General features: G+C 39.7%; 23 protein-coding genes. 16 read left to right on the forward strand and 7 right to left on the reverse strand.

Features of this window, described 5'->3' with window-relative positions:
• Positions 1–26: 26 nt before the first annotated feature.
• From M3O96_RS15975 to M3O96_RS15985, 3 genes are all read right to left on the reverse strand, one after another.
• The gene (locus M3O96_RS15975; protein WP_249722225.1) at positions 27–1169 is read right to left on the reverse strand and encodes a cysteine desulfurase family protein; all 1143 of its coding nucleotides are present in this window, start codon (positions 1167–1169) and stop codon (positions 27–29) included.
• Between the two features lie 159 nt (positions 1170–1328).
• Positions 1329–2720, reverse strand: coding sequence for a phosphoglucosamine mutase (gene glmM, locus M3O96_RS15980; RefSeq protein ID WP_249722228.1), 1392 nt, complete (start codon positions 2718–2720; stop codon positions 1329–1331).
• Between the two features lie 58 nt (positions 2721–2778).
• Positions 2779–3009 carry a hypothetical protein gene (locus M3O96_RS15985; protein ID WP_249722229.1) on the reverse strand — a complete coding sequence of 77 codons (231 nt, stop codon included), beginning with the start codon at positions 3007–3009 and terminating at the stop codon, positions 2779–2781.
• Positions 3010–3079: 70 nt separating this feature from the next.
• Between M3O96_RS15985 and mazG the strand changes: the two genes are divergently transcribed.
• The 4 genes from mazG (at position 3080) to M3O96_RS16005 (ending at position 7355) form a co-directional block, all read left to right on the forward strand.
• Positions 3080–3880: a nucleoside triphosphate pyrophosphohydrolase gene (mazG, locus tag M3O96_RS15990; protein WP_249722231.1), complete on the forward strand. Its 801-nt coding sequence runs from the start codon at positions 3080–3082 to the stop codon at positions 3878–3880.
• A gap of 419 nt (positions 3881–4299) precedes the next feature.
• Positions 4300–5073, forward strand: a complete 774-nt coding sequence (locus M3O96_RS15995) for a hypothetical protein (protein ID WP_249722233.1) — start codon at positions 4300–4302, stop codon at positions 5071–5073.
• 153 nt (positions 5074–5226) lie between these two features.
• A complete protein-coding gene (locus M3O96_RS16000; protein ID WP_249722234.1) occupies positions 5227–5922 on the forward strand; it encodes a CHAD domain-containing protein in 696 nt (231 codons plus the stop codon).
• 50 nt (positions 5923–5972) lie between these two features.
• On the forward strand, positions 5973–7355 hold the full coding sequence (locus M3O96_RS16005; protein WP_249722236.1) for a methyltransferase RsmF C-terminal domain-like protein: 1383 nt from the start codon (positions 5973–5975) through the stop codon (positions 7353–7355).
• 4 nt (positions 7356–7359) lie between these two features.
• Here the strand turns inward: M3O96_RS16005 and M3O96_RS16010 are convergent, their stop codons facing one another.
• The 3 genes from M3O96_RS16010 to hflX are packed head-to-tail and all read right to left on the reverse strand — an operon-like array spanning position 7360 to position 9335.
• Entirely contained in the window at positions 7360–7689 is a 330-nt protein-coding gene (locus M3O96_RS16010) for a type II toxin-antitoxin system RelE/ParE family toxin (RefSeq protein ID WP_249722237.1), read from the reverse strand.
• Positions 7670–8026, reverse strand: coding sequence for a hypothetical protein (locus M3O96_RS16015; protein ID WP_249722239.1), 357 nt, complete (start codon positions 8024–8026; stop codon positions 7670–7672). Before M3O96_RS16015 ends, M3O96_RS16010 begins: the two co-directional genes overlap by 20 nt.
• Positions 8027–8072: 46 nt before the next feature.
• Positions 8073–9335 carry a GTPase HflX gene (gene hflX / locus M3O96_RS16020; RefSeq protein ID WP_249722241.1) on the reverse strand — a complete coding sequence of 421 codons (1263 nt, stop codon included), beginning with the start codon at positions 9333–9335 and terminating at the stop codon, positions 8073–8075.
• A gap of 227 nt (positions 9336–9562) precedes the next feature.
• On the opposite strand from hflX, the gene rfbC reads away from it, so the two are divergent.
• The 12 genes from rfbC to M3O96_RS16080 all read left to right on the forward strand — a co-directional run bounded on the left by rfbC (position 9563) and on the right by M3O96_RS16080 (position 23077).
• Positions 9563–10114, forward strand: a complete 552-nt coding sequence (rfbC, locus tag M3O96_RS16025; protein ID WP_249722242.1) for a dTDP-4-dehydrorhamnose 3,5-epimerase — start codon at positions 9563–9565, stop codon at positions 10112–10114.
• Positions 10114–10866, forward strand: a complete 753-nt coding sequence (locus tag M3O96_RS16030; RefSeq protein WP_249722244.1) for a tyrosine-protein phosphatase — start codon at positions 10114–10116, stop codon at positions 10864–10866. The genes rfbC and M3O96_RS16030 overlap by 1 nt, the downstream gene beginning before the upstream one ends.
• Complete coding sequence (locus M3O96_RS16035) at positions 10863–11828, forward strand: NAD-dependent epimerase/dehydratase family protein (RefSeq protein ID WP_249722246.1); 966 nt, start codon at positions 10863–10865, stop codon at positions 11826–11828. Before M3O96_RS16030 ends, M3O96_RS16035 begins: the two co-directional genes overlap by 4 nt.
• A 147-nt stretch (positions 11829–11975) precedes the next feature.
• The gene (locus M3O96_RS16040) at positions 11976–13403 is read left to right on the forward strand and encodes a tetratricopeptide repeat protein (protein WP_249722248.1); all 1428 of its coding nucleotides are present in this window, start codon (positions 11976–11978) and stop codon (positions 13401–13403) included.
• A 20-nt stretch (positions 13404–13423) separates the two neighbouring features.
• A complete protein-coding gene (locus M3O96_RS16045) occupies positions 13424–14194 on the forward strand; it encodes a phosphosulfolactate synthase (RefSeq protein ID WP_249722249.1) in 771 nt (256 codons plus the stop codon).
• 49 nt (positions 14195–14243) lie between these two features.
• The gene (locus M3O96_RS16050) at positions 14244–15179 is read left to right on the forward strand and encodes a polyprenyl-phosphate transporter (RefSeq protein ID WP_249722251.1); all 936 of its coding nucleotides are present in this window, start codon (positions 14244–14246) and stop codon (positions 15177–15179) included.
• Positions 15176–15916, forward strand: a complete 741-nt coding sequence (locus M3O96_RS16055; protein ID WP_249722253.1) for a shikimate dehydrogenase family protein — start codon at positions 15176–15178, stop codon at positions 15914–15916. Before M3O96_RS16050 ends, M3O96_RS16055 begins: the two co-directional genes overlap by 4 nt.
• A gap of 29 nt (positions 15917–15945) precedes the next feature.
• Complete coding sequence (locus M3O96_RS16060; protein WP_249722255.1) at positions 15946–17202, forward strand: pyridoxal-dependent decarboxylase; 1257 nt, start codon at positions 15946–15948, stop codon at positions 17200–17202.
• A 262-nt stretch (positions 17203–17464) separates the two neighbouring features.
• Positions 17465–21136 carry a PAS domain S-box protein gene (locus M3O96_RS16065; RefSeq protein ID WP_249722258.1) on the forward strand — a complete coding sequence of 1224 codons (3672 nt, stop codon included), beginning with the start codon at positions 17465–17467 and terminating at the stop codon, positions 21134–21136.
• A gap of 32 nt (positions 21137–21168) precedes the next feature.
• The gene (locus M3O96_RS16070; protein WP_249722260.1) at positions 21169–21594 is read left to right on the forward strand and encodes a response regulator; all 426 of its coding nucleotides are present in this window, start codon (positions 21169–21171) and stop codon (positions 21592–21594) included.
• 245 nt (positions 21595–21839) lie between these two features.
• Positions 21840–22670 (forward strand): mechanosensitive ion channel family protein, encoded by an 831-nt coding sequence (locus M3O96_RS16075; protein WP_249722261.1) that lies wholly within the window; start codon positions 21840–21842, stop codon positions 22668–22670.
• A 239-nt stretch (positions 22671–22909) separates the two neighbouring features.
• Positions 22910–23077 (forward strand): hypothetical protein, encoded by a 168-nt coding sequence (locus tag M3O96_RS16080; protein ID WP_249722263.1) that lies wholly within the window; start codon positions 22910–22912, stop codon positions 23075–23077.
• 188 nt (positions 23078–23265) lie between these two features.
• Here M3O96_RS16080 and M3O96_RS16085 read toward each other — a convergent pair whose 3' ends face one another.
• Positions 23266–24609, reverse strand: a complete 1344-nt coding sequence (locus tag M3O96_RS16085) for a transglutaminase-like domain-containing protein (protein WP_249722265.1) — start codon at positions 24607–24609, stop codon at positions 23266–23268.
• Between the last annotated feature and the right edge of the window lie 45 nt (positions 24610–24654).

The raw sequence follows: 24654 nt of genomic DNA on the forward strand, positions 1-24654 counted from the left end.
TTTTTAACTTTTAAATTCTTCCTAAATCAAACCGTCACTCCATAAAGTTCTTTCAACTTCTCTACAGTGTAATCTATCTCTTCTTTGGTAGTGAACCTGCTGAAGGAAAACCTTACTGATTCTCTTTCGGGATCGTGGTTGATTGCGCGGAGTACATGCGAACCGACAGTGGCACCGCTGCTGCAGGCCGATCCGCCGGAAGCAGAAATTCCATGCAGATCGAGGTTGAAAAGCAACATGCCCCTATTTTCTTCAGAAGGAGGCAAACTCACATTCAAAACTGTATAGAGACTTTTTTCAAAATCCGTTGAAAGCCCATTAAATCCGACCTCCGGAATATTGTCTTGGAGCGATTCAATAAAATGTTTTTTCAATCCTTCGACATGGGCACGGTGTCCCGCCATGTCTTCATAGGCGAGTTCCAATGCTTTGGCGATGCCTACGATGCCGATAACATTTTCGGTACCTCCACGCATATTCCTTTCCTGCGCACCTCCGTAGATAAAGGGATGGATTTTTTTATCCTTTCTCACATATAAAAATCCTGAGCCTTTTGGTCCGTGGAATTTGTGCCCACCGGCCACGATAGCATCTACAGGAAGGTTTTTGAGGTCGTGAACAAAATGCCCCACTGTCTGCACCGTATCAGAATGGAAGAAAGCACCGTATTCTTTGGTCAGGCCACCGATGGTAGCCAAGTTATTGATATTGCCGATTTCATTGTTGGCATGCATCAGGGAAACCAACGAATTTGGATTCTCCTGAAGCAATTCCTTCAGCTGGTCAAGGTTGATTTCTCCTTTACCGTTGACATCCAAAAGGCTGAGTTTTACTTTTCCTTTTTTGGCACATTCTTCCAAAGTATGCAAAACCGCATGGTGCTCTATCGGGGAAGTGATGGCATGCTTGATGCAGTGAGTATCTATGCCGCAGACGAGTGCAGTATTGTCCGCCTCTGTTCCCCCAGAAGTGAAAAATATTTCAGATGGAGAGGCATTGAGCAATTCCGCTACTTTCTTTCTTGCCTTTTCGATGGCAGACCGGACTTCCCTTCCATGGCTGTGTACGGAAGATGGATTGCCGTAATGCTGCCTCATAAATGGAAGCATAGCCTCGATCACGCGGTCGTCCATGGCAGTGGTAGCGGCATTGTCTAAATAAACTCTCATTTTCTTCTATTTGGGCTGGGTATTGCGTATTTATTTGAAATCTTGGCCAATGGGGAACGATTAGCGGTTCTGTGGACAGTGGACTGTCGTCCGTGGACGAGTATCCGCATCCTATAAAGTCTCCTCAAGTCAAACTACAACATTGTGGATACTCAAATATCATTTTGAACTTGTCACCACTTCTTTGATGTCAAGAATAATTTTATTTGCCAAATGGTCGGCGGTAGCTTGACTTTCGGATTCTGAATAAATCCTGATGATGGGTTCGGTATTGGATTTTCTCAAGTGAACCCACTCTTTTTCGAATTCAATTTTGACACCGTCAATGTCATTGATCGGCTGTTTTTTATATTTCTTTTTAACCTCTTCCAAAATCTTGTCCACGTTGATTTCCGGAGTCAGTTCAATTTTGTTTTTGGATATATGGTAGTTGGGATAACTCTGCCTCAACCTAGAAATAGTTTTGCCAAACTTAGCCAAATGGGTCAAAAACAAGCCTATACCTACCAAGGCATCACGGCCATAATGGGATTCCGGATAGATGACTCCGCCGTTGCCTTCACCTCCGATGATCGCATTTGTCTCTTTCATTTTATTGACGACGTTGACTTCCCCGACGGCTGCTGCGTGGTATTGTCCGCCTCTTTTTTCGGTGACGTCTCTCAAAGCCCGGGTAGAACTCAGGTTGGAAACAGTATTGCCTGGAGTCTGCGAAAGCACATAATCTGCCACAGCCACCAAGGTATATTCCTCCCCAAAAGGACTTCCGTCTTCATTCATAAAGCAAAGTCTATCTACATCAGGATCAACTACGATTCCGAGGTCATATTTGCCTTTTTGGAGCTTGTCGGCGATGTCTCTGAGATTTTCGGGAAGTGGCTCAGGATTATGGGGAAAGTGCCCATTTGGTGTACAATACATTTCCTCAATATCTTCCACGCCAAGTGCTCTCAGCAACTTTGGTAAGGCAATGCCTCCTGTAGAATTGACACAGTCAATGACAACTTTAAACTTTTTGGCAGCGATGGCTTCTTTATCGACAAGTTTGAGTCCAAGGATGTGCTCCACATGTCGGTCTATGTAATCATCGATCTGGGTATATTTTCCCAGCTTCTTGACTTCCGCAAAAGAGAAGTTTTCTTTCTCGGCGCTTTCCAAAATGGATTTTCCTTCAAGATCTGAAATAAATTCCCCTTTGTCATTGAGCAGTTTCAAGGCATTCCATTGAATGGGATTATGGCTTGCGGTAAGGATGATTCCTCCTCCTGCTTTTTCCAAAGGAACAGCCAATTCGACTGTCGGTGTTGTGCTCAATCCAAGGTCAATTACATCGATTCCAAGACCCTGTAGCGTCGCCGCAACAAGTTTGGAAACCATTTCTCCTGAAATCCTTGCATCCCTTCCGATGACCACTTTGGGATTTTTGGTTTGACTGATTACCCAGCTCCCATATGCGGAAGCAAATTTGACAACATCCAAAGGAGTCAACCCCTCACCAGGTTTGCCTCCGATAGTACCTCTGATACCGGAAATAGATTTGATTAACGCCACATTGAAGAGTTTTAAGTTCTAATTGAAAAATCCCGAAAATCCGGGAGTTGAAAAATATTTATTTGAATTTGGCCAAAACTTTATCCACTTCATTGTCGGGATTACCGCAGGAACTGTTTGAGTCAACGGTCTTTCCGCAATAGCCGCAAGTTCCTCCATCTTTGTTCAAGAATGGGTTTTGTGAAGCGCAGGTTCCTTTAAATTGTCCATTTTTGATGAAAATAAGCCTTACAGACATCAAAACAAAGAACAAAGCCAAAAATCCTAAAGTCAAATACAAGGTTGCCATATCAATTTAATTTGCACAAATTTACGTAATACTTTCAAAACGTCCTCACTTTCCGATTAGTTTCCCTCACATGTCCGACCTATCACATAGAAAATCCCAACTCGACTCTTTTGACAGATTATTGACCATTATGGATGAGCTCCGGGAACAATGTCCATGGGATAGAAAGCAGACCATTGAAAGCCTCAGACATCTCACCATCGAAGAAACTTTCGAGCTTTCAGATGCGATCTTGGAAAATAACCTTGAGGAAATCAAAAAGGAACTTGGAGACATTCTCCTCCACATCGTTTTTTACTCCAAAATCGGTGCCGAAAAACAAGCATTCGATATCGGGACAGTGATTGATAGCCTTTGTGAAAAACTGATCCGCCGACACCCACACATTTACAGTGATACAGTAGCTAAAGATGAAGAAACTGTCAAACAAAACTGGGAGAAAATAAAACTCAGTGAAAAAGGAAATACCTCTGTTCTTGGTGGCGTGCCTAAGTCACTGCCCGCTTTGATCAAAGCGATGAGAATTCAGGAAAAGGCAAGAGGAGTAGGATTTGATTGGGAGGAAAAGCATCAGGTCTGGGAAAAAGTAGAAGAGGAAATGCAGGAATTCAAGGAAGAATTCAACACCTTGGAGGGACAGGAAATAGACAAAATAAAAGCCACAGGGGAGTTTGGAGATTTACTTTTTTCCTTGATCAACTACGCAAGATTTATAGATATCAATCCTGAAGAAGCACTGGAGCGTACCAACCTAAAGTTTATCAAACGCTTCCAGTATCTGGAACAGGCTGCAAAAACAGCCGGAAGAAAAATTGAGGACATGAGCCTAGCCGAGATGGATGTGTATTGGGAAGAAGCAAAAAAATTGTAGCAAAATATCCGTTTTCAAAATTGATCTGTCAATTTACAATAATGAAGCTTCCCAAACTCAGAAAGCAATTGGAATTTTGGTAACCCTAAAAATTATTCAAACTAAATCATTTAAAATAACTCGATTAAAAGCACATTTTTCTAGAGACAAATAACAAGTATATTGGTGCAAAATAAAATTTGGAAATTTTGATTTTTTTGGCTTATTTTAACTGAAATTAAAATGTAATCACCCCACATTTTAATCCAAAACTCTTCAATTGTTCCTTTGCAAATATTGCCATGAAATCTTTTCGGCTTCTATTTCTCTTGGTATTTATACAATTTGTGTGCATACATCAAGTAAGTGCGCAAGTTCAATCTTATATGGAATTGGATTTAAAGGTTCAATCCTGTATTGCAAATAGTGAATGGTTCCGCTTGCTAGACCTAGCAAAGGCGCAGATCCGGGTAGACGTTGACCGGCCAGAAGGTTATTATAATTCGGCTCTTGCCTTTTACAATCTAGGGAAAAATAAAATGGCCAAACCTTATATGTCGCATTTGAGGAAAATGGAATTGGGTGGGTTGGAGTCAAAGGTGAAAGAATTGAACACTAAACTGAATGCTGGCAAAAACCCTCAGATAAAAGAGACTTTCTTTTTGAATTATGATGCAAAAAAAGGAATCAGGCTTTACGACCGAACTTTTTTCTCCTTTACATATGATACAAAAATACCGTTTGGGCTAGTTATCGGGTCAATAAACCACCACGGCATTGCTCCTTATATCCAGCTGAGAGCCAATACTGAAATCTTCACCAAAGCCAGTGATATAACTGTAAGAAGCAATGGGAATATCTACGGTTCTCAGGGAAAAGATGCTCAGGCAACAGGCACGATTAGACAAGGATCCGCAGAAATGGTCATGGGAATTAATTGGAAGATTCACCAGCCATTATGGATGTATTTTGGTGGAGGACTCAACCACTCGAGAGAGTTTTGGGAGGTGGAGATATTTGAGGAAAATGGAAGTAATCTGGGAAGCTTCTGGGCTAGAAACAGTGAAATCAACATCAATAGAGCAATTTTGGAATCAGGGTTTATATTAGACTTCAAGGGATTGAATCTTAGGGCAGGAAGCAGTCTTGCAGGATTTGATTTTGAAAATCTTAGATATCATTTGGGAGTTGGGATTTCCTTCAAAAAGAAATAAGAATTTCTTCTTTTCTACAAAAAGTTAAATAGCATTATATTCAACTTCAGGATCAAAAATTCAGAAGTGGAAAAAGGTATTCAAAAGGATTGTTTTAAAGATAGAATAAAGGGAATAGGGGAGAATTATTCTCTCTTTGGCCAAGACCAAAATATGGAATACCTGCATCAGATGCGGGTAGAGATCAAAAAAGCCCATTCCTTGCTGAAACTCCAACTTTTCTCAGATTCCGCAAACCAAGCCATTCAGCATTTTAAGCCTGTCAGAAAGATTTTTAAGAAGGCTGGCTTGATCCGGGAAGCGCAATTAAATCTTCAAAATATTGATTTGATTCGAGTTGAAGATGAAAAAATCAGGTTACTTCTTCAAACTAACATTGAAGAAGGAATTAAAATTTTCCTCTCCAACACTACTGACTTTGGCAGTAAGCTTGAAAAAAGTGGAAAGAAAACCCTGAAAAAAATTAAGGAAATCCCTGACAAAAAGGTATTGGCTTTTTATAGAACCCAATTGCAGAAGGCGAGCAAAAATTTCAAAAGGAAGCTTTTTATCAACCACCTTCACGAAAGCAGAAAATCATTAAAAGTTTTGAGCCACATCCATGAAATCCTTCCAAATAACTTATTTGAGGAGTTGCAAATAAATTGGGTATATGTAGAGCTTCTTCAGCAAAAAATCGGAAACTGGCATGACATGCACCTAACGGAATGTTGGATGAAAAAAAATAAAGCGAACAAAAAAGACCTGAAGATTATCCAGAAAAATCTTCAAGAACAGCTTGTCGAAATCAAGGAAATAAAAAAAGATTTTGAAATAAAGGCATTGGGGTTAAATGGGAATGGAGGATAGCATGGCGTGAGAATCTGCCATTTATGCCTACTTTTGATATAAAAATAGCAATGTCTAACGCAACCCTTCCCGAAGCATTCATATCCCAAATGAAAACTTATCTTGGAGAAAATGAATTTGAGGAATTTTCCGTGGCTTTGGCAAAAGATCCGAAAGTGTCTATTCGGATTAACCGACATAAAACCCAAATCCAACCCGAAAATAGCAAACAAGTTCCTTGGAATGAAGATGGGTATTTTTTAGAAGAAAGGCCTTCATTTACGCTAGACCCACTTTTTCACGCAGGATGTTACTATGTCCAGGAAGCCTCCTCTATGTTTATCCAACATTTACTGAATAGTATTGAGGCTCCACAGGATGGGATTTATCTAGATCTGGCAGCAGCGCCAGGGGGGAAATCTACATTATTGAGTAGCTATTTGGGCAACAATGGTTTTCTGGTAGCCAATGAAGTCATCAAGTCCCGGGCAAGCATTCTCAAAGAAAACATCATCAAATGGGGGATAGGGAATACCCTGGTCACCCAAAATGACCCTGAGCACTTTGGGGATTTGGGAGGTTTTTTCGATTTGGTATTGGTAGATGCCCCTTGTTCGGGCGAAGGAATGTTCCGCAAAGATCCGAACGCCATGTCGGAATGGTCACCGGACCACGTGTCACTTTGCGCCGCCAGACAGGAAAGAATCATGGATCAAGCTGGCGCATTTGTCAAAGGTGGTGGCTACCTGATTTACAGTACCTGTACATTCAACGAAAAAGAAAATGAAGAAATGATCAGGTTTATTGTATCTGAGTACGATTATGAACCTATAAGAATTCCCTTAGAGAGCTCTTGGCGAATTGTGGAGTCGAAAGTGGATATTGATGGAAGTAGCTATTTCGGATACCGGTTTTTCCCACACCGAGTGGAAGGTGAGGGATTTTTTATTACGGTATTGAAAAGACCGGAAAGTGCCTTGGTACACGAACCCAAAAAGACCAAAGATTTTAAGCATCCTTACCTCAAACCGGTCGGAAAACAAGATGCAGAAAAATTGATCATACAATTGGGTTTACCCGATTACAGTTGCTTTTACAATCTTCAGGATAGTTATTTTTGGGTAAATAAAGATTTCCAGCAGCACTTTGAATATTTATGCAGGTTTTTAAATATCCGGTATTTTGGAGTAGAACTTGGCAAAATCAACAAGCAGCAATTTATCCCCAACCATGAATTTGCTGTTAGTATCTTACCAAAATCAGGATTTTTGACTGTTGATCTTGATCTGAAGGATGCTTTGGATTATTTGCGAAAGGAGGATATTCCTGTTAAGAATTTGCCGGAGGGTTGGGTTTTGGTGACTTATGAAAATATGCCCTTGGGATGGCTGAAAAATCTTGGTAACCGGACAAATAATTACTATCCCAAAGATTGGCGGATCAGGATGAGGTAATGTATCAAAACAGCCCTCCTTTGATTTTTTTGGGATTTTGGCTGGTATGAAATATTTTTAAAATAATAATTTCACTGTTGGTTACTTCATAAATTATTTTGTAGCTCCAAATAGTTCTTGACCGAAAATTCCCTTCCAATTCTTCTAAGAAAGGCTCTTTGGCAAATTTTTCCTCATAGAGTGGTATATTTTTAACTATTTCTAAAATTCTATTTTTTACTTTTTTTGCTTGAACTACAGAATCTTCTTTAATGAAAAAATATATATTCTTTAAATCCCCTTTTGCTGAAATATCCCACTTGATTGGGAGTTTTTTACCAGGATTCGGATTCATTTTCTACTTCCTCCTGGTTAAAAAAAATTCCTGATTTTACCCTTTTTGAAGCTTCAAATAATTCTTTCCTAAGGCTATCACCACTAATGGCACTTCCATCTGAGGATATCCCAATAAATTCTTCCTCAGAAATAATTTTTTTTTTTGGGTTGTCAAAGACTCTCCCTGCTTTAATATCGGCTTCAGCTTTTTCAGCATTTTCAATTAATTGAATTCTAATCGCCTCTTCAATTGATTTGCTTTCCAAAAGTTCTTTAATGCTTTGCAAAACCTTCAAGTCTGAAATTTCCTCTAACATTTCTTTCAATTCATTTTTAAGGATGTTTAGGTCTTCCATACGTCAATTTTTTTATCAATTTACAAATTTTCCAATTTGAAGGAAATTATTTCTCCTCAAAATTGGACATATCCACCACTTCATCTTCAAGGTAATGCGGATAAATTTTCAAATGCTGTTTTTTTACTTCTTTGACTAATGTTTCTCTAAAAACATCCACATTGGTACCAAGTTCAGCCGCCATAAATACCGGTAAAATTCCATATTTCTTATGGTATGCAATAGATAGCTTTTCAAAATCCAGATACTTGTTCTCAGCAACTTCCAATTCGGTCATGTGCATCATTTCTTCCTCGGAAGGCATTTTTGGCACCATGTCGATTTTGTTGAATACCAGTAAAATAGGTTTATCTCCTGCTCCTATTTCTGTCAGGGTATTGTTGACAACAGTGATATGGTCTTCAAAATTGGGATGCGAAAGGTCAACCACATGCACTAACAAATCCGCTTCCCTGATTTCATCCAAGGTAGATTTGAAAGATTCAATAAGGTGAGTAGGAAGCTTTCGAATAAATCCAACTGTGTCTGAAAGGAGGAAAGGAATATTTTCATAGACCACCTTTCGGACCGTTGAGTCCACGGTAGCAAAAAGCTTATTTTCAGCCAAAATATCTGATTTTGTAATCAGGTTCATCAAAGTGCTCTTGCCGACGTTGGTATATCCAACCAAGGCTACCCTGACAATTCCTTTTCTACCTTTTCGTTGGGTTTCACTCTGTTTTTCGATTTCTTTCAGCTTTTCCTTAAGTAGGGTAATCTTATTTCTAATATCTCTTTTATCCGTTTCAATTTCCTTTTCACCGGCTCCACCTCTGGTTCCCGTGCCCCCCCGCTGTCTTTCAAGGTGAGTCCACATTCTGGTAAGTCTTGGCAGGAGATATTGGAATCTTGCCAGCTCAACTTGGGTTTTGGCTTGTGCCGTTTGGGCCCTTTTGAGAAAAATATCTAGGATCAATAAGGAACGGTCATAGACTTTTACTTTGAGTTCATTCTCCAAATTCCTCATTTGAGAAGGTGAAAGGTCATCATCAAATATCACCATATCCACTTCAAAATGGGTAATGTAAGCCCTAATCTCTTCCAGTTTTCCCGTACCCACAAAAGTCCTCACATCCGGCCTCTCCAATCTTTGGGTAAATTTATATACTGTTTTTGCACCGAAAGTTTCGGTCAGAAATGCAAGTTCTTCCAAATATTCATTGACCTGTTGTTCAGTTTGGCCCTGACGGATCAAAGCCACCATCACCGCGGTTTCTTGGATAGGGGCAGTTTCAAACAATTTTTGGAATTTTCTTGAAATTTTACTCATATGTATTGACAGTATATTTGAAAAAGGACGACAAACCAAAAATAGTTCCAAACCGGAATGTTTACAAATTTAACATCCTAAGGACAATAAGCTTTATATTTGGCACATTAATAGCGTAAGCTTGTAGAATAATAAAGTTTAGATTCTTGTAAATGTGATCCGGAAATTTAATCTGTCTCAAATCAAGAACGGGTTCCCTTAATTAACTTATTACAATCCAAAAATATATGAACATTACAGCAACGCCTATCGAAGGTCTTTTTGAAATCCATCCAGTTATATATAATGATGATCGTGGATATTTTTTCGAGGCATATAGAAAGCAAGTCCTCGAATCTGTCGGAGTCGATAAAGATTGGGTCCAGGAAAACCAATCTTTTTCCAAGGTAGGTACCATACGGGGATTACATTATCAAAATGAACCCCATGCCCAGGCCAAACTTGTCAAGGTCTTAAGTGGAAAAATCCTCGATGTGGTCGTGGATCTTAGAAAAGGGTCAAAAACCTATGGAGAAGTTTTTACAAAAATTCTAGATGACCAAAAACACAACATGCTGTATATTCCCGAAGGGTTTGCCCATGGATTTTCTGTGTTGGAAGATGCAGTATTCGCATACCGATGTTCCAATTATTATAACAAATCCAGCGAAGGAGGAGTAATATGGAATGACCCGACATTGGATATTGATTGGCAAGTGGATACACCTATAGTTTCTGAAAAAGACCAATTGCTTCCATCATTTGTAGAATTTACAGAAATGACAAAAGGAGGATTATAATGGGATTATTTGATTTTTTGAAAAGTAAATCAAAAGAAATCAAACTTGAAAAACTGGATCTGAGCTGGATGCAGGGAGACATGCATTCTCACCTGATTCCGGGAATCGATGATGGTTCCAAAACCTTAGAGGAATCTATCGAAATGATCAGCCGTATCCAAAATTATGGAATCAAAAAAATAGTAACCACTCCGCACATCATGTCGGAGTTTTACAAAAATACGCCTGAAATAATCCTTGGAGGTTTGGAAAAAGTAAAACAAGGTCTTCAAATTGCCTCCATAGACATAGAAATCAGCGCTGCAGCTGAGTATTATTTGGATGAATTTTTTCTTGAAAAAGTAAGAAATGGTGACAAGCTACTTACTGTTCACAAAAATCATGTGTTAGTGGAAACGGGCTTTGTATCAAAACCTTTGATGTTGGTGGAGATTTTTTTTGAGTTGGAAATGAATGGCTATAAACCGGTATTGGCGCACCCAGAGCGGTACCAATATCTAGCACAGGACAAAAAATTACTCCACGAACTTCTTGATCGGGATATTTTTTTCCAGATGAATCTTCTTTCTCTTACAGGTTTCTATTCCCGACATATCCAGACTTTTGCGGAATTGCTAGTCAGAGAGGGGAAAATTAAATATCTAGGGACTGATACCCACAACCACCGCTATTTAGATGCTTTAGAAAACTTGCCGGAAAGCAAATACTACGACAAAATCAGGGAAATCCCCTTGTTCAATACTCACCTATGAAGATACTGATAACAGGAGCTACCGGACTTTTTGGAAGTTACCTTTCAAGGAAATTTATGAAGGAGGGAGAAATCCTTGCTTTGAAAAGAGAGCACCGTTCTAAAGGATTGTTGGAAAATTCCGATTCAGGGATAGGTTGGGTAGAGGGCGATATCCTTGATCCACTTTCTTTGGAAGAAGCAATGGAAAATGTGGATATGGTTATCCATTGTGCGGGGCTAGTATCATTCAATCCTGAAGATGAAGAGGAGTTAAGAAAAATCAATGTGACAGGCACAGCCAATGTTGTGAATGCCATGCAGGCAAAGGGAGTCAAAAAACTGATACATGTCAGCTCGGTTTCAGCATTGGGGAGAATGGCTGAAGCCAAGGTGTCTGACGAAAATACCACTTGGGTAGAATCCAAACTCAATACGCCATATGCAGCCTCCAAATACCAAGCGGAACTCGAAGTGTGGCGTGGCGTGCAGGAAGGCTTGGATGCCTTGGTGGTGTTGCCGTCAATCATCTTGGGGAAAGTAAGCGATGACAGAAGCAGCACCCAGATCTACCATTATGTACTGGAGGAAAGTAAATACTATCCAGCAGGCACCCTCAACTTTATCGATATCCGGGATGCCGTAGACATTACTTACCAACTATACAAAAAAAATCTTTGGGGTGAAAAATATATCCTTAACCATAGTGCTGTGCTTTACAAGGATTTTTTCAACACCATGGCTAAAATTTTCGGAAAAAAAGCCCCTTCAAAAAAAGTTAGCCAATTTCAAATTAAGCTAGCCATATTTTTTATTGGGATCGGAAGACTTTTTGGATTGACCAAAAACCCACTTAACAAACAGACAGCGATGCTTTCACAGCTTTCGATCACGATGGACAATAAGAAAGTCCAAGAGGAAATTGACTTCAAGTATCGTACTTTGGAAGAGAGTTTCAGGTGGGCAATGTCGAACGAAAAATGACCTTGAGACGTTTACCCATTTGAAATTTCAAAATCTAATCTTTGTGGAATTTGGCTGATATTGGCTACTTCCATAAAAAAATAATTAAAGATGGATTTTGCGCCAAGAAATAATTTGGTATCTTAAGTAAACTATTAAAAGAAACAGATGACCGGAGATTTTGATAACGATTGGGAAGAAGACAAAGAACTTGTAGAACGGTTTGAAAATTCACTTAAATCCAATTTGGATCTTTATTTTGAAGAAGAGGAATTAGAAAACATTGTCCGGTTTTATTTCGATCAGCAGAAGTATGTAAAGGCACTCAAAGCATCTGCCCATGCTTTGGAAAAATTTCCTTTTAGTGTGGAAATCAAGTTGCTGAAGGCTCAATGCCTTATATTCAATGATGAGCTGGAAGAAGGATTGGAAATTCTAGAAAATCTTAATAACCTTTCCCCAAATAACGAGGACATCGTGTTGGCACTTAGTCAGGCTTTGATGATCAATAGCAATATCAAGGAAGCGATAGAATTGTTGGAGAATTTTTTGCCATTGGCGGAGGACAAAGCTGAAGTGTATTATACACTTGGAAACCTCTACAAGGCCAATGAAAACAATGCAAAAGCCACTTTCTATTACAAGGAATGTGTGAAAATAAGGATCAACCATGAGGATGCGTTATTCCAACTGGCAATGATCACCGAGGAGGAAGGTTCATTTGATGAAATTCTGGATTTTTATCAGGAATTCATCGATCAGGATCCTTACAGCGCCGGCGCATGGTATAATCTTGGTGTAGTGTATAATAGACTTGGCAGGTTTGAAGAGGCGATTCAGGCATACGATTATGCTTTAATCATTGATGATGCTTTTGCATCTGCCTATTTCAATTTAGGCAATGCCTACATGAATACCAACCAATTTGAACTTGCGCTGGAGGCCTATCAAAATACAATTAATTGCGAAGGGGCAAATGCTGAAAACTGCTGCTACCTAGGGGCCGCTTATGAAAAGCTGGATCAGATTGACCTGGCTTTCAAAAATTTTAAGAAATCTGCCAAACTGGATCCTGAATATGATGATGCATGGTTTGGATTGGGGATGTGCATGCTCAAAAAAGAAAAATTTTTTGAGGCAATCCATTATTTCAAAAAAGCAATCAAACTCACCAAAGAAAATGCAACTTACTGGGTTGGTCTGGCCGATGCAGAATACAACCTTGGCAACCTTCAGGCAAGTTCAGAAGCCTATGAAGAAGCCATTACACTAGAGCCCGGGATTATCGAAACTTATGTCAATCTATCTATCATTTATTTTGACCAAAATAGGTTTGAAGAAGCTGAAGATGTGATAAAAGAAGGCATAGAAGAATTGCCTGAAGAGGCAGAGCTTTACTATAGGTTGGTTGTCTATTTGCTTAAATCAGCTAAATACAAGGAAGCCTTTTCATATCTAGAAAATGCATTAACTTTGGACTTTGGAAGACATACGATGTTGTACGATTTGATGCCTGAAATCAAACACCAAAAGGCAATTTTCAAAATCATCTCCCAATATAAGGATGCAGATAAGTCATCCGATCTAAACAATTAATTACCTGAAATTCGAACTTAATGAATTATGTTCTGAAGAATCTGCCGGTACGAACAGAAAAACCACGTACTACGGGGTTTACTATGGTTATGGACAAAGGCATGGGCCTCAAAGAAGCCGAATACTTTGTGGAAGCAAATAGTGATTTTGTTGACATCATCAAGTTAGGATGGGCAACTTCCTACCTTACCAAAAATCTTGCACAAAAAATCCAGATTTATAAAGATGCAGGCGTACCTGTTTATCTTGGTGGTACCTTGTTTGAAGCATTTGTCATTAGAGGACAATTTGAAGATTACAGAAGGGTTTTAGAAAAATTTGACTTGTCTTTTGCGGAGGTTTCTGATGGTTCTATCAGCCTCAATCACGACAAAAAGTGCGAATACATTCAGATCTTGGCAAAAGATGTGACAGTCTTATCCGAAGTTGGGTCCAAAGACGCCGCCAAAATCATCCCTCCTTACAAATGGATCGAGCAGATGCAAAGTGAGCTTGATGCAGGTTCATGGAAAGTCATCGGTGAAGCAAGAGAAGGTGGAAATGTAGGCTTGTTCAGGGATTCGGGAGAAGTCAGACAAGGTCTTGTGGAAGAAATCCTGACCAAAATTCCTGAGGACAGAATTATTTGGGAAGCTCCCCAAAAAGAGCAACAGGTTTGGTTTGTAAAACTTTTAGGGGCCAATGTCAATTTGGGTAATATCGCTCCAAATGAACTTATCCCGCTTGAAACCATCCGGTTGGGACTGAGAGGTGATACATTTGATCATTTCTTAGGCGCACACCTCATGTAATATATTTTGGACTGTCCTTTTTCATGGGCAGTCCTTTTTTTGATCCATCATGAACTATCTCAAAGATTATATTTTAACCTTCCTCAAAGGAATGTCAATGGGAGCGGCAGATGTCGTACCCGGTGTGTCAGGGGGATCTATCGCCCTCATTGCAGGGATTTACCAAAAGCTTTTGGACAGCATCAAGTCCATCGACAAAACTGCCCTTGGGTTTTTATTCAAATTCCAAATCAGGAATCTTTGGGAACATATAAATGGGAGCTTCCTTTTTACACTGCTTGCGGGCATCCTGACAAGTATATTTTCCTTGTCCAAGGTGATAACCTATTTGATGGAAAATCACCCAATTCCCTTGTGGTCGTTCTTTTTCGGACTGATTGTCATCTCAGCAATCATCATTCTAAAAGATATCAAAAGATGGAATTTTGGGGTATTTCTTGCACTCATTATAGGCACAGTTGCCGCTTATTGGATCACCGGATTGCCACCTACGACCACCCCTGATGCGATTTGGTTTACTTTTGTAGCAGGTGCCATAGCCATCTGTGCGATGATTTTACCCGGAATTTCTGGAAGCTTTTTATTGCTGGTCATGGGCCAATATGAAAGAATCCTTGGAGCAGTCACAGATAAAAATTTCCTGATTATTGCCGTTTTCGGTGCCGGATGTGTGGTTGGATTGCTTTCTTTCAGTAGGCTGATATCTTGGTTATTGAAGCATTATCATGCGATCACGATTGCAGTTTTATCAGGATTTATGCTCGGATCTCTCAATAAAATCTGGCCTTGGAAGGAAGTGCTTTCATACCGTATGTCATCAAGTGGCGACCAAAAGCCATTTTTGACAGAGAACATAATGCCCCAGAATTACCTAGAAGTAACAGGACAGGAACCTCTAGTGCTATATGCCATCCTTGCTTTTTCTTTCGGTATTCTGTTGATATTGGGAATTGAAAGAACCGCTAATTACCTTCAAAAGAGATGAGAAAATTCGGATTGATAGGCTATCCTTTGACCCACTCCTTTTCGAAGAAGTATTTTACTTCAAAATTCGAAAAAGAAGGAATTCTGGACTGTCAATACGATTTGTACGAAATCCAGGACATATCTCATTTCCCCAAAATCCTGTCAGAAAACCCCCTATTGGAAGGTATTAATGTTACTATTCCTTACAAAGAAAAAGTCATTCCATTTTTAGATGAATTGGACCCGGCCTGCCAAAAAATAGGAGCTGTCAACTGCATCCAAATCAAAGGAGGAAAACTCAGAGGTTTCAATACCGACTACATTGGATTCAAACAATCTTTGGAATCTTTCCTTGGAGAAATCAGGTCAAAAGCATTGGTACTAGGCACTGGCGGAGCTTCCAAGGCCGTGGTACAGGTACTTTCAGATTTGGGTATTCCTTTCCTCATGGTGTCAAGAAACCCTTCTCAAAATGCCAATTGGATTACCTATGGAGATTTAGAAGAAAATCGAGGCATACTCGAATCCCACCACCTGATCGTCAATACAACTCCGGTAGGAACTTATCCAAAAACCGAAGAAATGCCTGAAATCAACCTCAATTACATTACAGGGATGCATAAAGTCTACGACTTGGTGTACAATCCAGAAAAAACTTTTTTGATGCGCTCTATGGAAGCGCGAGGTGCATTGGTAAAAAATGGATTGGAAATGCTCCAACTTCAGGCCGAGGCTGCCTGGAAAATCTGGAACTGATTTCTTTTCACATTAAAAAACCAATTGCCATGTACTGGAAAAAACAATCACACGAACAAATCAAAGAAACCATATTCAATGCCCTGTCCCATAACTTGGACTACAGAGGAGACCACCCGATTCTTGGGATTCCGGGGACTTATCTGGATACGGCAGAATTTTATCCCGATGCACCATTTCTCAAAGATGCGCCCTACATGTCTGCCATGGTCCGAAATCCTAACCACATCGGTGTACATACCCTCAGTGACAAATCTGTCTTAGAGATATTTGAGGGAACCCAAAAAATCGAAAAGGACCTGATCCGTTTGGTTGCGGAAGAAATCCTCAACGGCGATCCAAACCAACAGGACGGCTATGTGGCTACCGGTGGCACAGAAGCCAATATTCAGGCCATGTGGATTTATAGAAATTTTTTCAAAAAAGAATATGAAGCCCGACTTGGGGAAATTGGGCTGGTTTATTCTGAGGATTCGCATTATTCTATGCCCAAAGGCGCAAACCTGCTAAATTTAACCAACATCATCCTCGATGTTGATCAGGAGAATAGAATGATTTCCAAGCAATCGCTGGAATCAAAAGTGAATGCAGCGATGCAGGAAGGAATCAAATATTTCATTGTGATCGCCAACCTGTCCACGACCATGTTTGGCTCCGTGGATGACATTGACACGCTTGGAGATTACTTTACCAATCTCAACGTCCCCTTCAAAATCCACGTGGATGCTGCTTACGGAGGGTTTATTTACCCATTTACCAATCCGATGAGCCGGTTTACTTTCCAAAATCCTTATATGAATTCCATCACTGCGGACGGGCACAAAATGCTCCAAACCCCTTACGGTACGGGGCTTTTCCTGATCCGGAAAGGATACTTTGACTATGTCAAAACAGAAGAAGCGCAATACATCCCTGGAAAAGATTACACCGTCAGCGGTAGCAGATCCGGTGCCAATGCGATTTCCATGTGGATGATCCTTCAGATTCACGGGTCGGAGGGGTGGAAATATAAAATGGAGACCCTTTGTGACCACACTGAGCGGATATGCAAGCGATTGGAAAGAATGGGAGTGGAATATTTCCGTAATCCCTACCTGAATATCATTGCTATAAAGGCAAAATACATATCAAAAGAATTGTCATACAAATATTACCTCGTAGCTAATTCCTATGAATTTGAACCTGAATGGTACAAAATCGTGGTAATGCCACATGTCAAGCCGGGCACGATTGACAGTTTTTTGATGGAACTCGAAGGGGAGCTTCAATCAAATCTTCGGAAATAATTCTCAGGTCAAAAAAACCCAAAAGCAAAAACTTTTGGGTTTTTTTATGAATTTAAAATTTGAATTAAAATCAATTACTTGAAGAAACATGGATCCAATTGACTGAAAAAATGTCAGTTGACTATTTACCATAAATCTAAGGATCCGCAGGGAAACAGGATCAAAAAATATTTCTAATCAATAACCACCTAAAACCACTCATAAATAATTAAGGGAAGATTGAAGGGGATTAGGTAAATTTGAGGCATCTCGCAAGTAATCTATGGAATTCCCAAATGTCTTGAAAGAAAGGCTTAATGAACTCGAAGCATATCACCTCATTGAGACCGATGAAATAACGGATTTTGATTCCCTGACCAAAATTGCGGCAGAAATCTGTCAGACCAAAATAGCCTTGGTGAGTTTTGTGGCGCAGGATAAACAATGGATTAAATCGCACCATGGCATCGATTTGATCGAAACTCCATTAGATACAAGCTTTAGTGTACATGTCATTCAGGAACCTGATCGCATTTTTATCATAGAGGACACAAGCAAAGATGAGCGGTTTAAAGGAAACCCTTTTGTCACGGCTCATCCCAATATTTCATTTTATGCAGCAGTTTCCTTGGTATCCCCGAGAGGCATACCATTTGGAGTACTCAGTGTAATGGACGACAAACCAAAAAGACTGAACGAAATCCAAATCCACACTTTGAATGTCCTTGCAAATCAGATCATTCAATTATTGGAATTAAGGAGGATGCAATGGGAATCGGAAAAAAAAGACATTGATAACCAAGGCAATCAAAAGGGATATCAAGGAGTACAGCATAACCCGCTTCGAAAATCCGAAAAACAAAGGTTGAAGCTAATTGAAAGCGTGATTATGAACACGAAAGATGCGGTTTTGATCACAGAAGCTGAACCAATGAATATGCCTGGACCCCGGATAATTTTTGTCAATGAGGCCTTTACCAAAATGACGGGTTATGAGGCGGATGAGGTTATTGGAAAAACACCCCGGATCCTTCAGGGACCCAAATCCAATTATGCCGAATTGGCCAAACTTGGTGAGGCCATGCGAAAATGGGAACCTTATGAAATCACCACCATCAATTATAAAAAGAATGGAGATCCTTTTTGGATAAACTTTACTGTCACACCTGTAGTAGATGAGTGGGGCCACTTTACCCATTGGATTTCAATAGAACGCGATGTCACGCTCCAAAAAAACCTGGAACTGGAAAAACAATTATTCAGTGACATCAGCTTATTTTTTAATATAGACAACCAACTGAAAACCTGTTTGGAATTTGTAGTAAAGAAATTGGCAGAGTTTGGAGGTTTTAGCCTCACCGAAATCTGGCTTCCTGATTTCGACAAAACCAAGCTGAAAATGATGGCAAACTTCGCTTTGGACCAATCAGGGAAAGATTTTTTTGATTCTAGTTCAGACATCAATGAATTAAATGTGGGAGAAGGACTTCCCGGCAGGGTCTGGCAAAAGGGCAAAATAGAAATCTATCATGTAAGCTCCGTCTCTGAGTTTTTTGTAAGAAAAGATTCCGCCACAAAATCCGGTATAAATTCATTGATTGGAATTCCACTTTCGCATAATAATGAAACCATTGGCACGATAGTTATAGGTGTTAAAAATGCAGATAGTGCGTTTTCTTTTTATTTCGAGTTATTCAAAAACCTGCAAACATTCATTGGATCAGAAATCCAAAGGAAACGGTTGGAGAATGAGTTAAACCAGATTTTTTCCTCAGCCCCTGACATTATTTGCTTGGTGGATTTTGAAGGCCGTTTCCGAAAAATGAATATGGCAGGCTGTGCACTGCTTGGATATACGGAATCAGAAATTTACAATATCGCCTATCAAAACCTGGTGCATGAGGAAGACCGAAATATAACTTCTGAAATAGTCCGAAAACTTAGAGAGGGGGAAAATGTCCGCAATTTTGAAAACAGGTACCTAACCAAATCTGGAGACATCATATGGCTGTCTTGGACATGTAATTCTGCCTTCGATGAGGGGTTGATATACGGGGTTGCCAAAGATGTCACCAAGTTGAAAAAGCTGCAAATGCTGCTGGATGATTCATCAAAATTGGCAAAAGTAGGAAGTTGGGAAATTGATGTTGCCAGAAATACCGTCTACTGGTCCGATACAACCAAAGAAATACGTGAGGTCGAGCCGGATTTTTCTCCCACACTTTCTAAAGGAATGTCGGGATTCGTGGAGGGTCATGACCAGGACACGATACGACAGAGAGTGAGGGATTGTATCCAGAATGGCATCCCGTGGGACGAGGAATTGCAGATCATTACCCATAAAGGAAATCTTAAATGGGTCAGAACCATCGGAAGACCGGTTTTCGAAAACAGAAAATGCGTACGGGTTTTTGGCAGTTTTCAGGATATCCACCAATTGAAAGTGGCTGAAATGAACCTGAAAGCGAGTTTAAACTCCCTCGAAAATTACAAACTTGCCCTTGATCAATCTGCCATTATTGCCTTCACCGATGCCTTTGGAGTGATCATATCTGTCAATGATAACTTTTGTAAAATCTCAAAATACAGCAAAGAGGAAATAATAGGGCAGACACATCGATTCATCAATTCAGATTTCCATCCAAAAGAATTTTTCAAAGACCTATGGGACACCATCTCATCAGGTAAAGTCTGGCGAGGAGAGATTCGAAACAGGGCAAAAGACCATACATATTATTGGGTAGATACCACGATTGTTCCATTTATAGGAGAGGACAACAAACCTTACCAATATCTTGCCATCCGGTTTGACATTACTCCTAGGAAAATTACTGCCGAACAGATTCGGCTTTCCAATGAAAGATTTGAAAAAGTTTCAGAAGCAACCAATGATGCCATATGGGACTGGGATCTCGAAAGTGGTGATTTCTACCAAGGCAAAGGATTTGAAAAACTGTTCGGATATAAAGTGGGCAAAGTCCTTCGTGCTGTGGATATTTTTCAGGACAAATCCCATCCGGACGATATTGAAGGGATTCTTTCTAGCCTCAATGCAGCCATTGAAGATTCCAAAATCAAAAACTGGACCCATGAATACCGTATCATTAATGAAAAAACGGGAATCAGATCCGTAATTGCCAAGGGAATGATCATCCGTAACTTGGACGGGAAGGCCATAAGAATGGTAGGTGCAATCACCGATATTACCCACCAAAAAGAACATGAAGAATCTCTCAAAAATTTGAATAATGAGCTCGAAAGCAAAGCCAAGAAATTGGAATTCTCAAATTCTGAACTTGAGCAGTTTGCATTTATTGCCTCTCATGATTTGCAGGAACCCTTGAGGATGGTGACGAGTTTCATGTCACAACTTGAAAGGAAGTATGGTAATCAGCTAGATGAGAAAGCCCATACTTACATTGGATTTGCCAAAGATGGAGCAACAAGGATGAAAGGCATTATCCGTGATTTGCTTGATTACTCAAGAGCTGGAAAAGTTGAAACTGAAAAGGAAAAAATTGATTTAAACTTATCACTTAAGGATTATGTTCTTCTTAGAAAAAAACTTTTAGCTGATAATGGGGGCTCAATATTGTTTCAGTCACTTCCTTTGGTAGAAGCCTATAAGGCCCCATTAGAACAAACAATTTATAATTTATTAGACAATGCCCTGAAATATTCCAAACCAAGTACTTCTCCTGTCGTGCGAATTAATGTGAAAGATGAAGGCAACTATTGGCTATTTTCTATCCAAGACAATGGATTGGGAATAAGTGAGGAATACTTTGATCAAATATTTGTTATTTTTCAAAGATTGCACAACAGAGACGAATATAGCGGTACCGGCATGGGTCTGGCAATAGTAAAGAAAAACGTGGAAAGCTGGAATGGAAAAATATGGCTGGATTCGATCAAAGGGACGGGAACCACTTTCTTTTTTACTTTGCCGAAATAAAATTATTTGTCTTCTTAAAAATTAAATCTCGCATGAAAAAAATACACGTTTTATTAGTAGAAGATAATGAAGGCGACATACTCTTGACCACGGAAGCCTTTGAAGAAAGTGCTATTCCTACCAAACTGAGTATAGTCAAAAACGGAGAGGAGGCAATAGATTTTTTATTCAAAAGAGGAAGATATAAAGATGTAGAAAGGCCTGACCTGGTTTTGTTAGATATCAACTTACCCATCAAAAACGGCCATCAGGTTTTGATGGAAGTCAAATCCAACGATGATACCAGAAATATCCCCATTATCGTGCTGACCACCTCTGATGCGCAGCAGGACATCAACAAGGCCTATTTCAATTATGCCAACAGCTATATCACCAAGCCGCTGGACATAAAAGAATTTGTGGTTGCAATCCAACAAATAGAAGGATTTTGGCTAGAGCTTGCCAAGCTTTCTAAATAAAACCAAAACTATTTGAAGGTGGCTACCTTTCCGATTTTGAAATAAATTTCGATTGCACTTTTGATTTTAATCAGAATGTAAATATTTGGCAAACAAGTTTTTGAAATCTGGATAAAAAATACAGGATCTCTATTTTTTCACGAAAATTTTATATCTGAAGCAGCATATTTTATAAAATATATCATCATAATTTTTATTTTTATAATTAATAATTTTTATCAATTCACCATTTTAAAAAACATTCTATGGAAGAGATTACCACGTATACGAAAGAGATAACAACTATCACTTCGCGGTTTATGGATTGGGTTTATGTGTTCGGCCCAAAATTGATTGGTGCACTGATTGTTTTTATAATCGGACTCTATGTTGTTAACTTCATTACAAACCTGATTTCCAAAGCACTCAATAAAAGGGGAATTGATGTCTCCTTGCAGACATTTTTGGGAAGCCTGGTAAGCGGAGGTCTGAAAGTCCTTTTGCTGATTTCGGTAGCTGGAATGCTGGGGATTCAGACCACTTCGTTTATTGCAGTTGTGGGTGCTTTAGGTTTAGCAGTTGGATTGGCACTTCAGGGTTCACTAGCTAATTTTGCAGGAGGTGTTTTACTGTTAGTTTTTAAACCTTTCAAGGTTGGAGACCTCATCGAATCCAACGGACAGACAGGAGTTGTCACCGAAGTCCAAATTTTCAATACCATTTTGTTGACCCCGGAAAACAAAACTGTCATTTTGGCCAATGGAGCAGTTTCTAACAGCACAATCGTCAACTATTCCCGCCATGGAAATCTTCGGGTAGATATCAGCATGGCGGTAGCCCCGGACAGTGATGTGGCCAAAGCCAAAAGCGTCGCTTTGGAAGTACTTAACAAGCATGAATTTATATTGGAAAATCCTGCTCCAACAGTGAATGTCCTCAAAGTAGGAGATGGAATGGTCACACTTGCGATACGCCCATATGCATCCCCTGCGCATTATTGGGATGTTTTCTTTTCTGTTCAGGAGCAAATACGATCCGCTTTCAGTGACAATGAAATAGCAGGACCAACTCCAACAAGGGTAATCATCACCAAATAGAATAAAAAGTTTAAACAGCTAATTTTCGAGGGTTTAGTTGGTATCTATAATTTAGTGAGGCTTTTTTAAAATTACAAAAAACTACCATCGTGTAAAAAATTGCAAATAAATACTTTGAAATGGTAAAAAACTGTAAGTTTGTTTTGGCTTTTAATTAAAGAGTCTAAAAAAATCACCAACAACAAATAAATAAGACTATGACCTTATTAAAAAAATTGAGATCAAGTACCCTAATGGCAATGGCTCTTGCATTCCTGTTTGTAGCTTCAGTAAGTTCTTGCGGAGGTAAAAAAGAAGGAGAAGAATCAACCGACAAAGTAGAAAGTGCTGAGCATCCTGCTGAAGGTGCAGAACATCCAACAGACTCATCTTCTGAGCATCCTGCAGATACTACTTCAACAAATTAATTTCATTCAAGTTTTTTATTTTTTTCCTGAAAAGTGTTTGAAAACCGGGTTTCGAGATCCGGATTTTCAAACACTTTTTTTTTGGAGACACCCTAATCTGGGCAGTCTGCAAAAGCTCATCATCTTTTTTCTCCCACAGATTTCGCAGAATAACGCAGAAAAAATTTTTCAGATCATATTTTTATTTACTACTCTGATTTTCTGTTGAAAGAAAATATGGTTTCAGGAAAAGCAGGCTCGCCATTTATTTCCATGATCGGATAGGCCATAAAGTTGATCGGACCTCCGGATGGACCCGGGCTTACTTTGAGGTCACGGCCCTGACTGAATTCAATCCTGTTGGCAGGATGTCTTCCAAAATAATATGTCGCAAGGGCAGTATACTTGTTCCCCTCGCTGATATCGACAGGCCACCACTTTCCCTCTGCATAGAATTCAGCCCAACAATGGTATCCATCAATACCGCCCTCGTCCCTGTCTGAAGGAATAGAAGCACCGATGGAAAACCTCGCTGGAATATCAATAGACCTCGCCAAAGAAATGAAAAACGAATGGAACTCGGTACAATTTCCAGTCTTAGAATCACAGGCATAATTGGAATCCCCACGGCCATATTTCCCAAACTTCATATACCGCATATTGTCAATTATATAATCATACAATGCTCTGGCCTGGACGAGTTTGTTGTCATTTTCCTTTCCTTTGATGGCTTCTTTGGCGATTTCTTCAAATCTTCCCCCGATGGGCATCAGCAGATTGGGCTGAAGGTATTTCTCATCAATCGGTCCCACAGCATCGTAAGGGCCTTTTTCTTTCCGTGAAACTTGATAGGTAATGTCAATTTCTTTTCCGCTGTCCTCAGGTCCTAGCTCAAGAAAGAGGATTGTATTGTCAAAGTCCTTTTCCGTAAGTATCTGATGTTTACCCTGAAGGGCCATCTTGGTCACTTTCACAGTTTGGAAGCTATCGCTTTTTGCAACTGGAATCCACATTTTGGCTGGACCGGTGATCTCGGGAAGTTTGGAATAATAATGGAAATCAAATTTATCCTGCTCTTCCACCACACCAAGCAAATCCGTGGAGGCGGTTTCGACTGGGACGCGGCGCCAGGTTTTATCTACGACTTGTTTCCACGTATAGAAAGGTTTACCATTCAGCTTATGCAGGGAAGTCTCCGTTACCTTCATGTTTCCGGGTTCTCCCTCCATAAAAAAATCCACGTCATACACGTCACCTTTTTCATCAGCCAAGTCCACACAAGCAAAATGCTTCTTTGGACCCAGATTGGAAAGGTATTCTGTGTGGACACGTACCAACTTCAAACGGAAATTTCCCCTTTCGTCATTGACATGAAAATACCCGTCACTTGTCGCTGTCTCGGCGGCTATGTAAGCTTTGATGCCTGCTTCGATCTCAGCAATGGAGACTTTTTTAGGCTTTTCTTCTGTATTTTCTTCCTTTGTTTCTCTTCCGGATTGGCAGGAAACAGCCAAAAGAAGTATTCCTAATATAATTGTAAGTCTGTATCTCATTTATAGGTTGAAATGGGTTGATTTATATATCTAGTCTTTTGCGGA

The sequence above is a fragment of the Aquiflexum sp. TKW24L genome (assembly GCF_023502205.1).
In the GTDB taxonomy this organism is placed as follows: domain Bacteria; phylum Bacteroidota; class Bacteroidia; order Cytophagales; family Cyclobacteriaceae; genus Cognataquiflexum.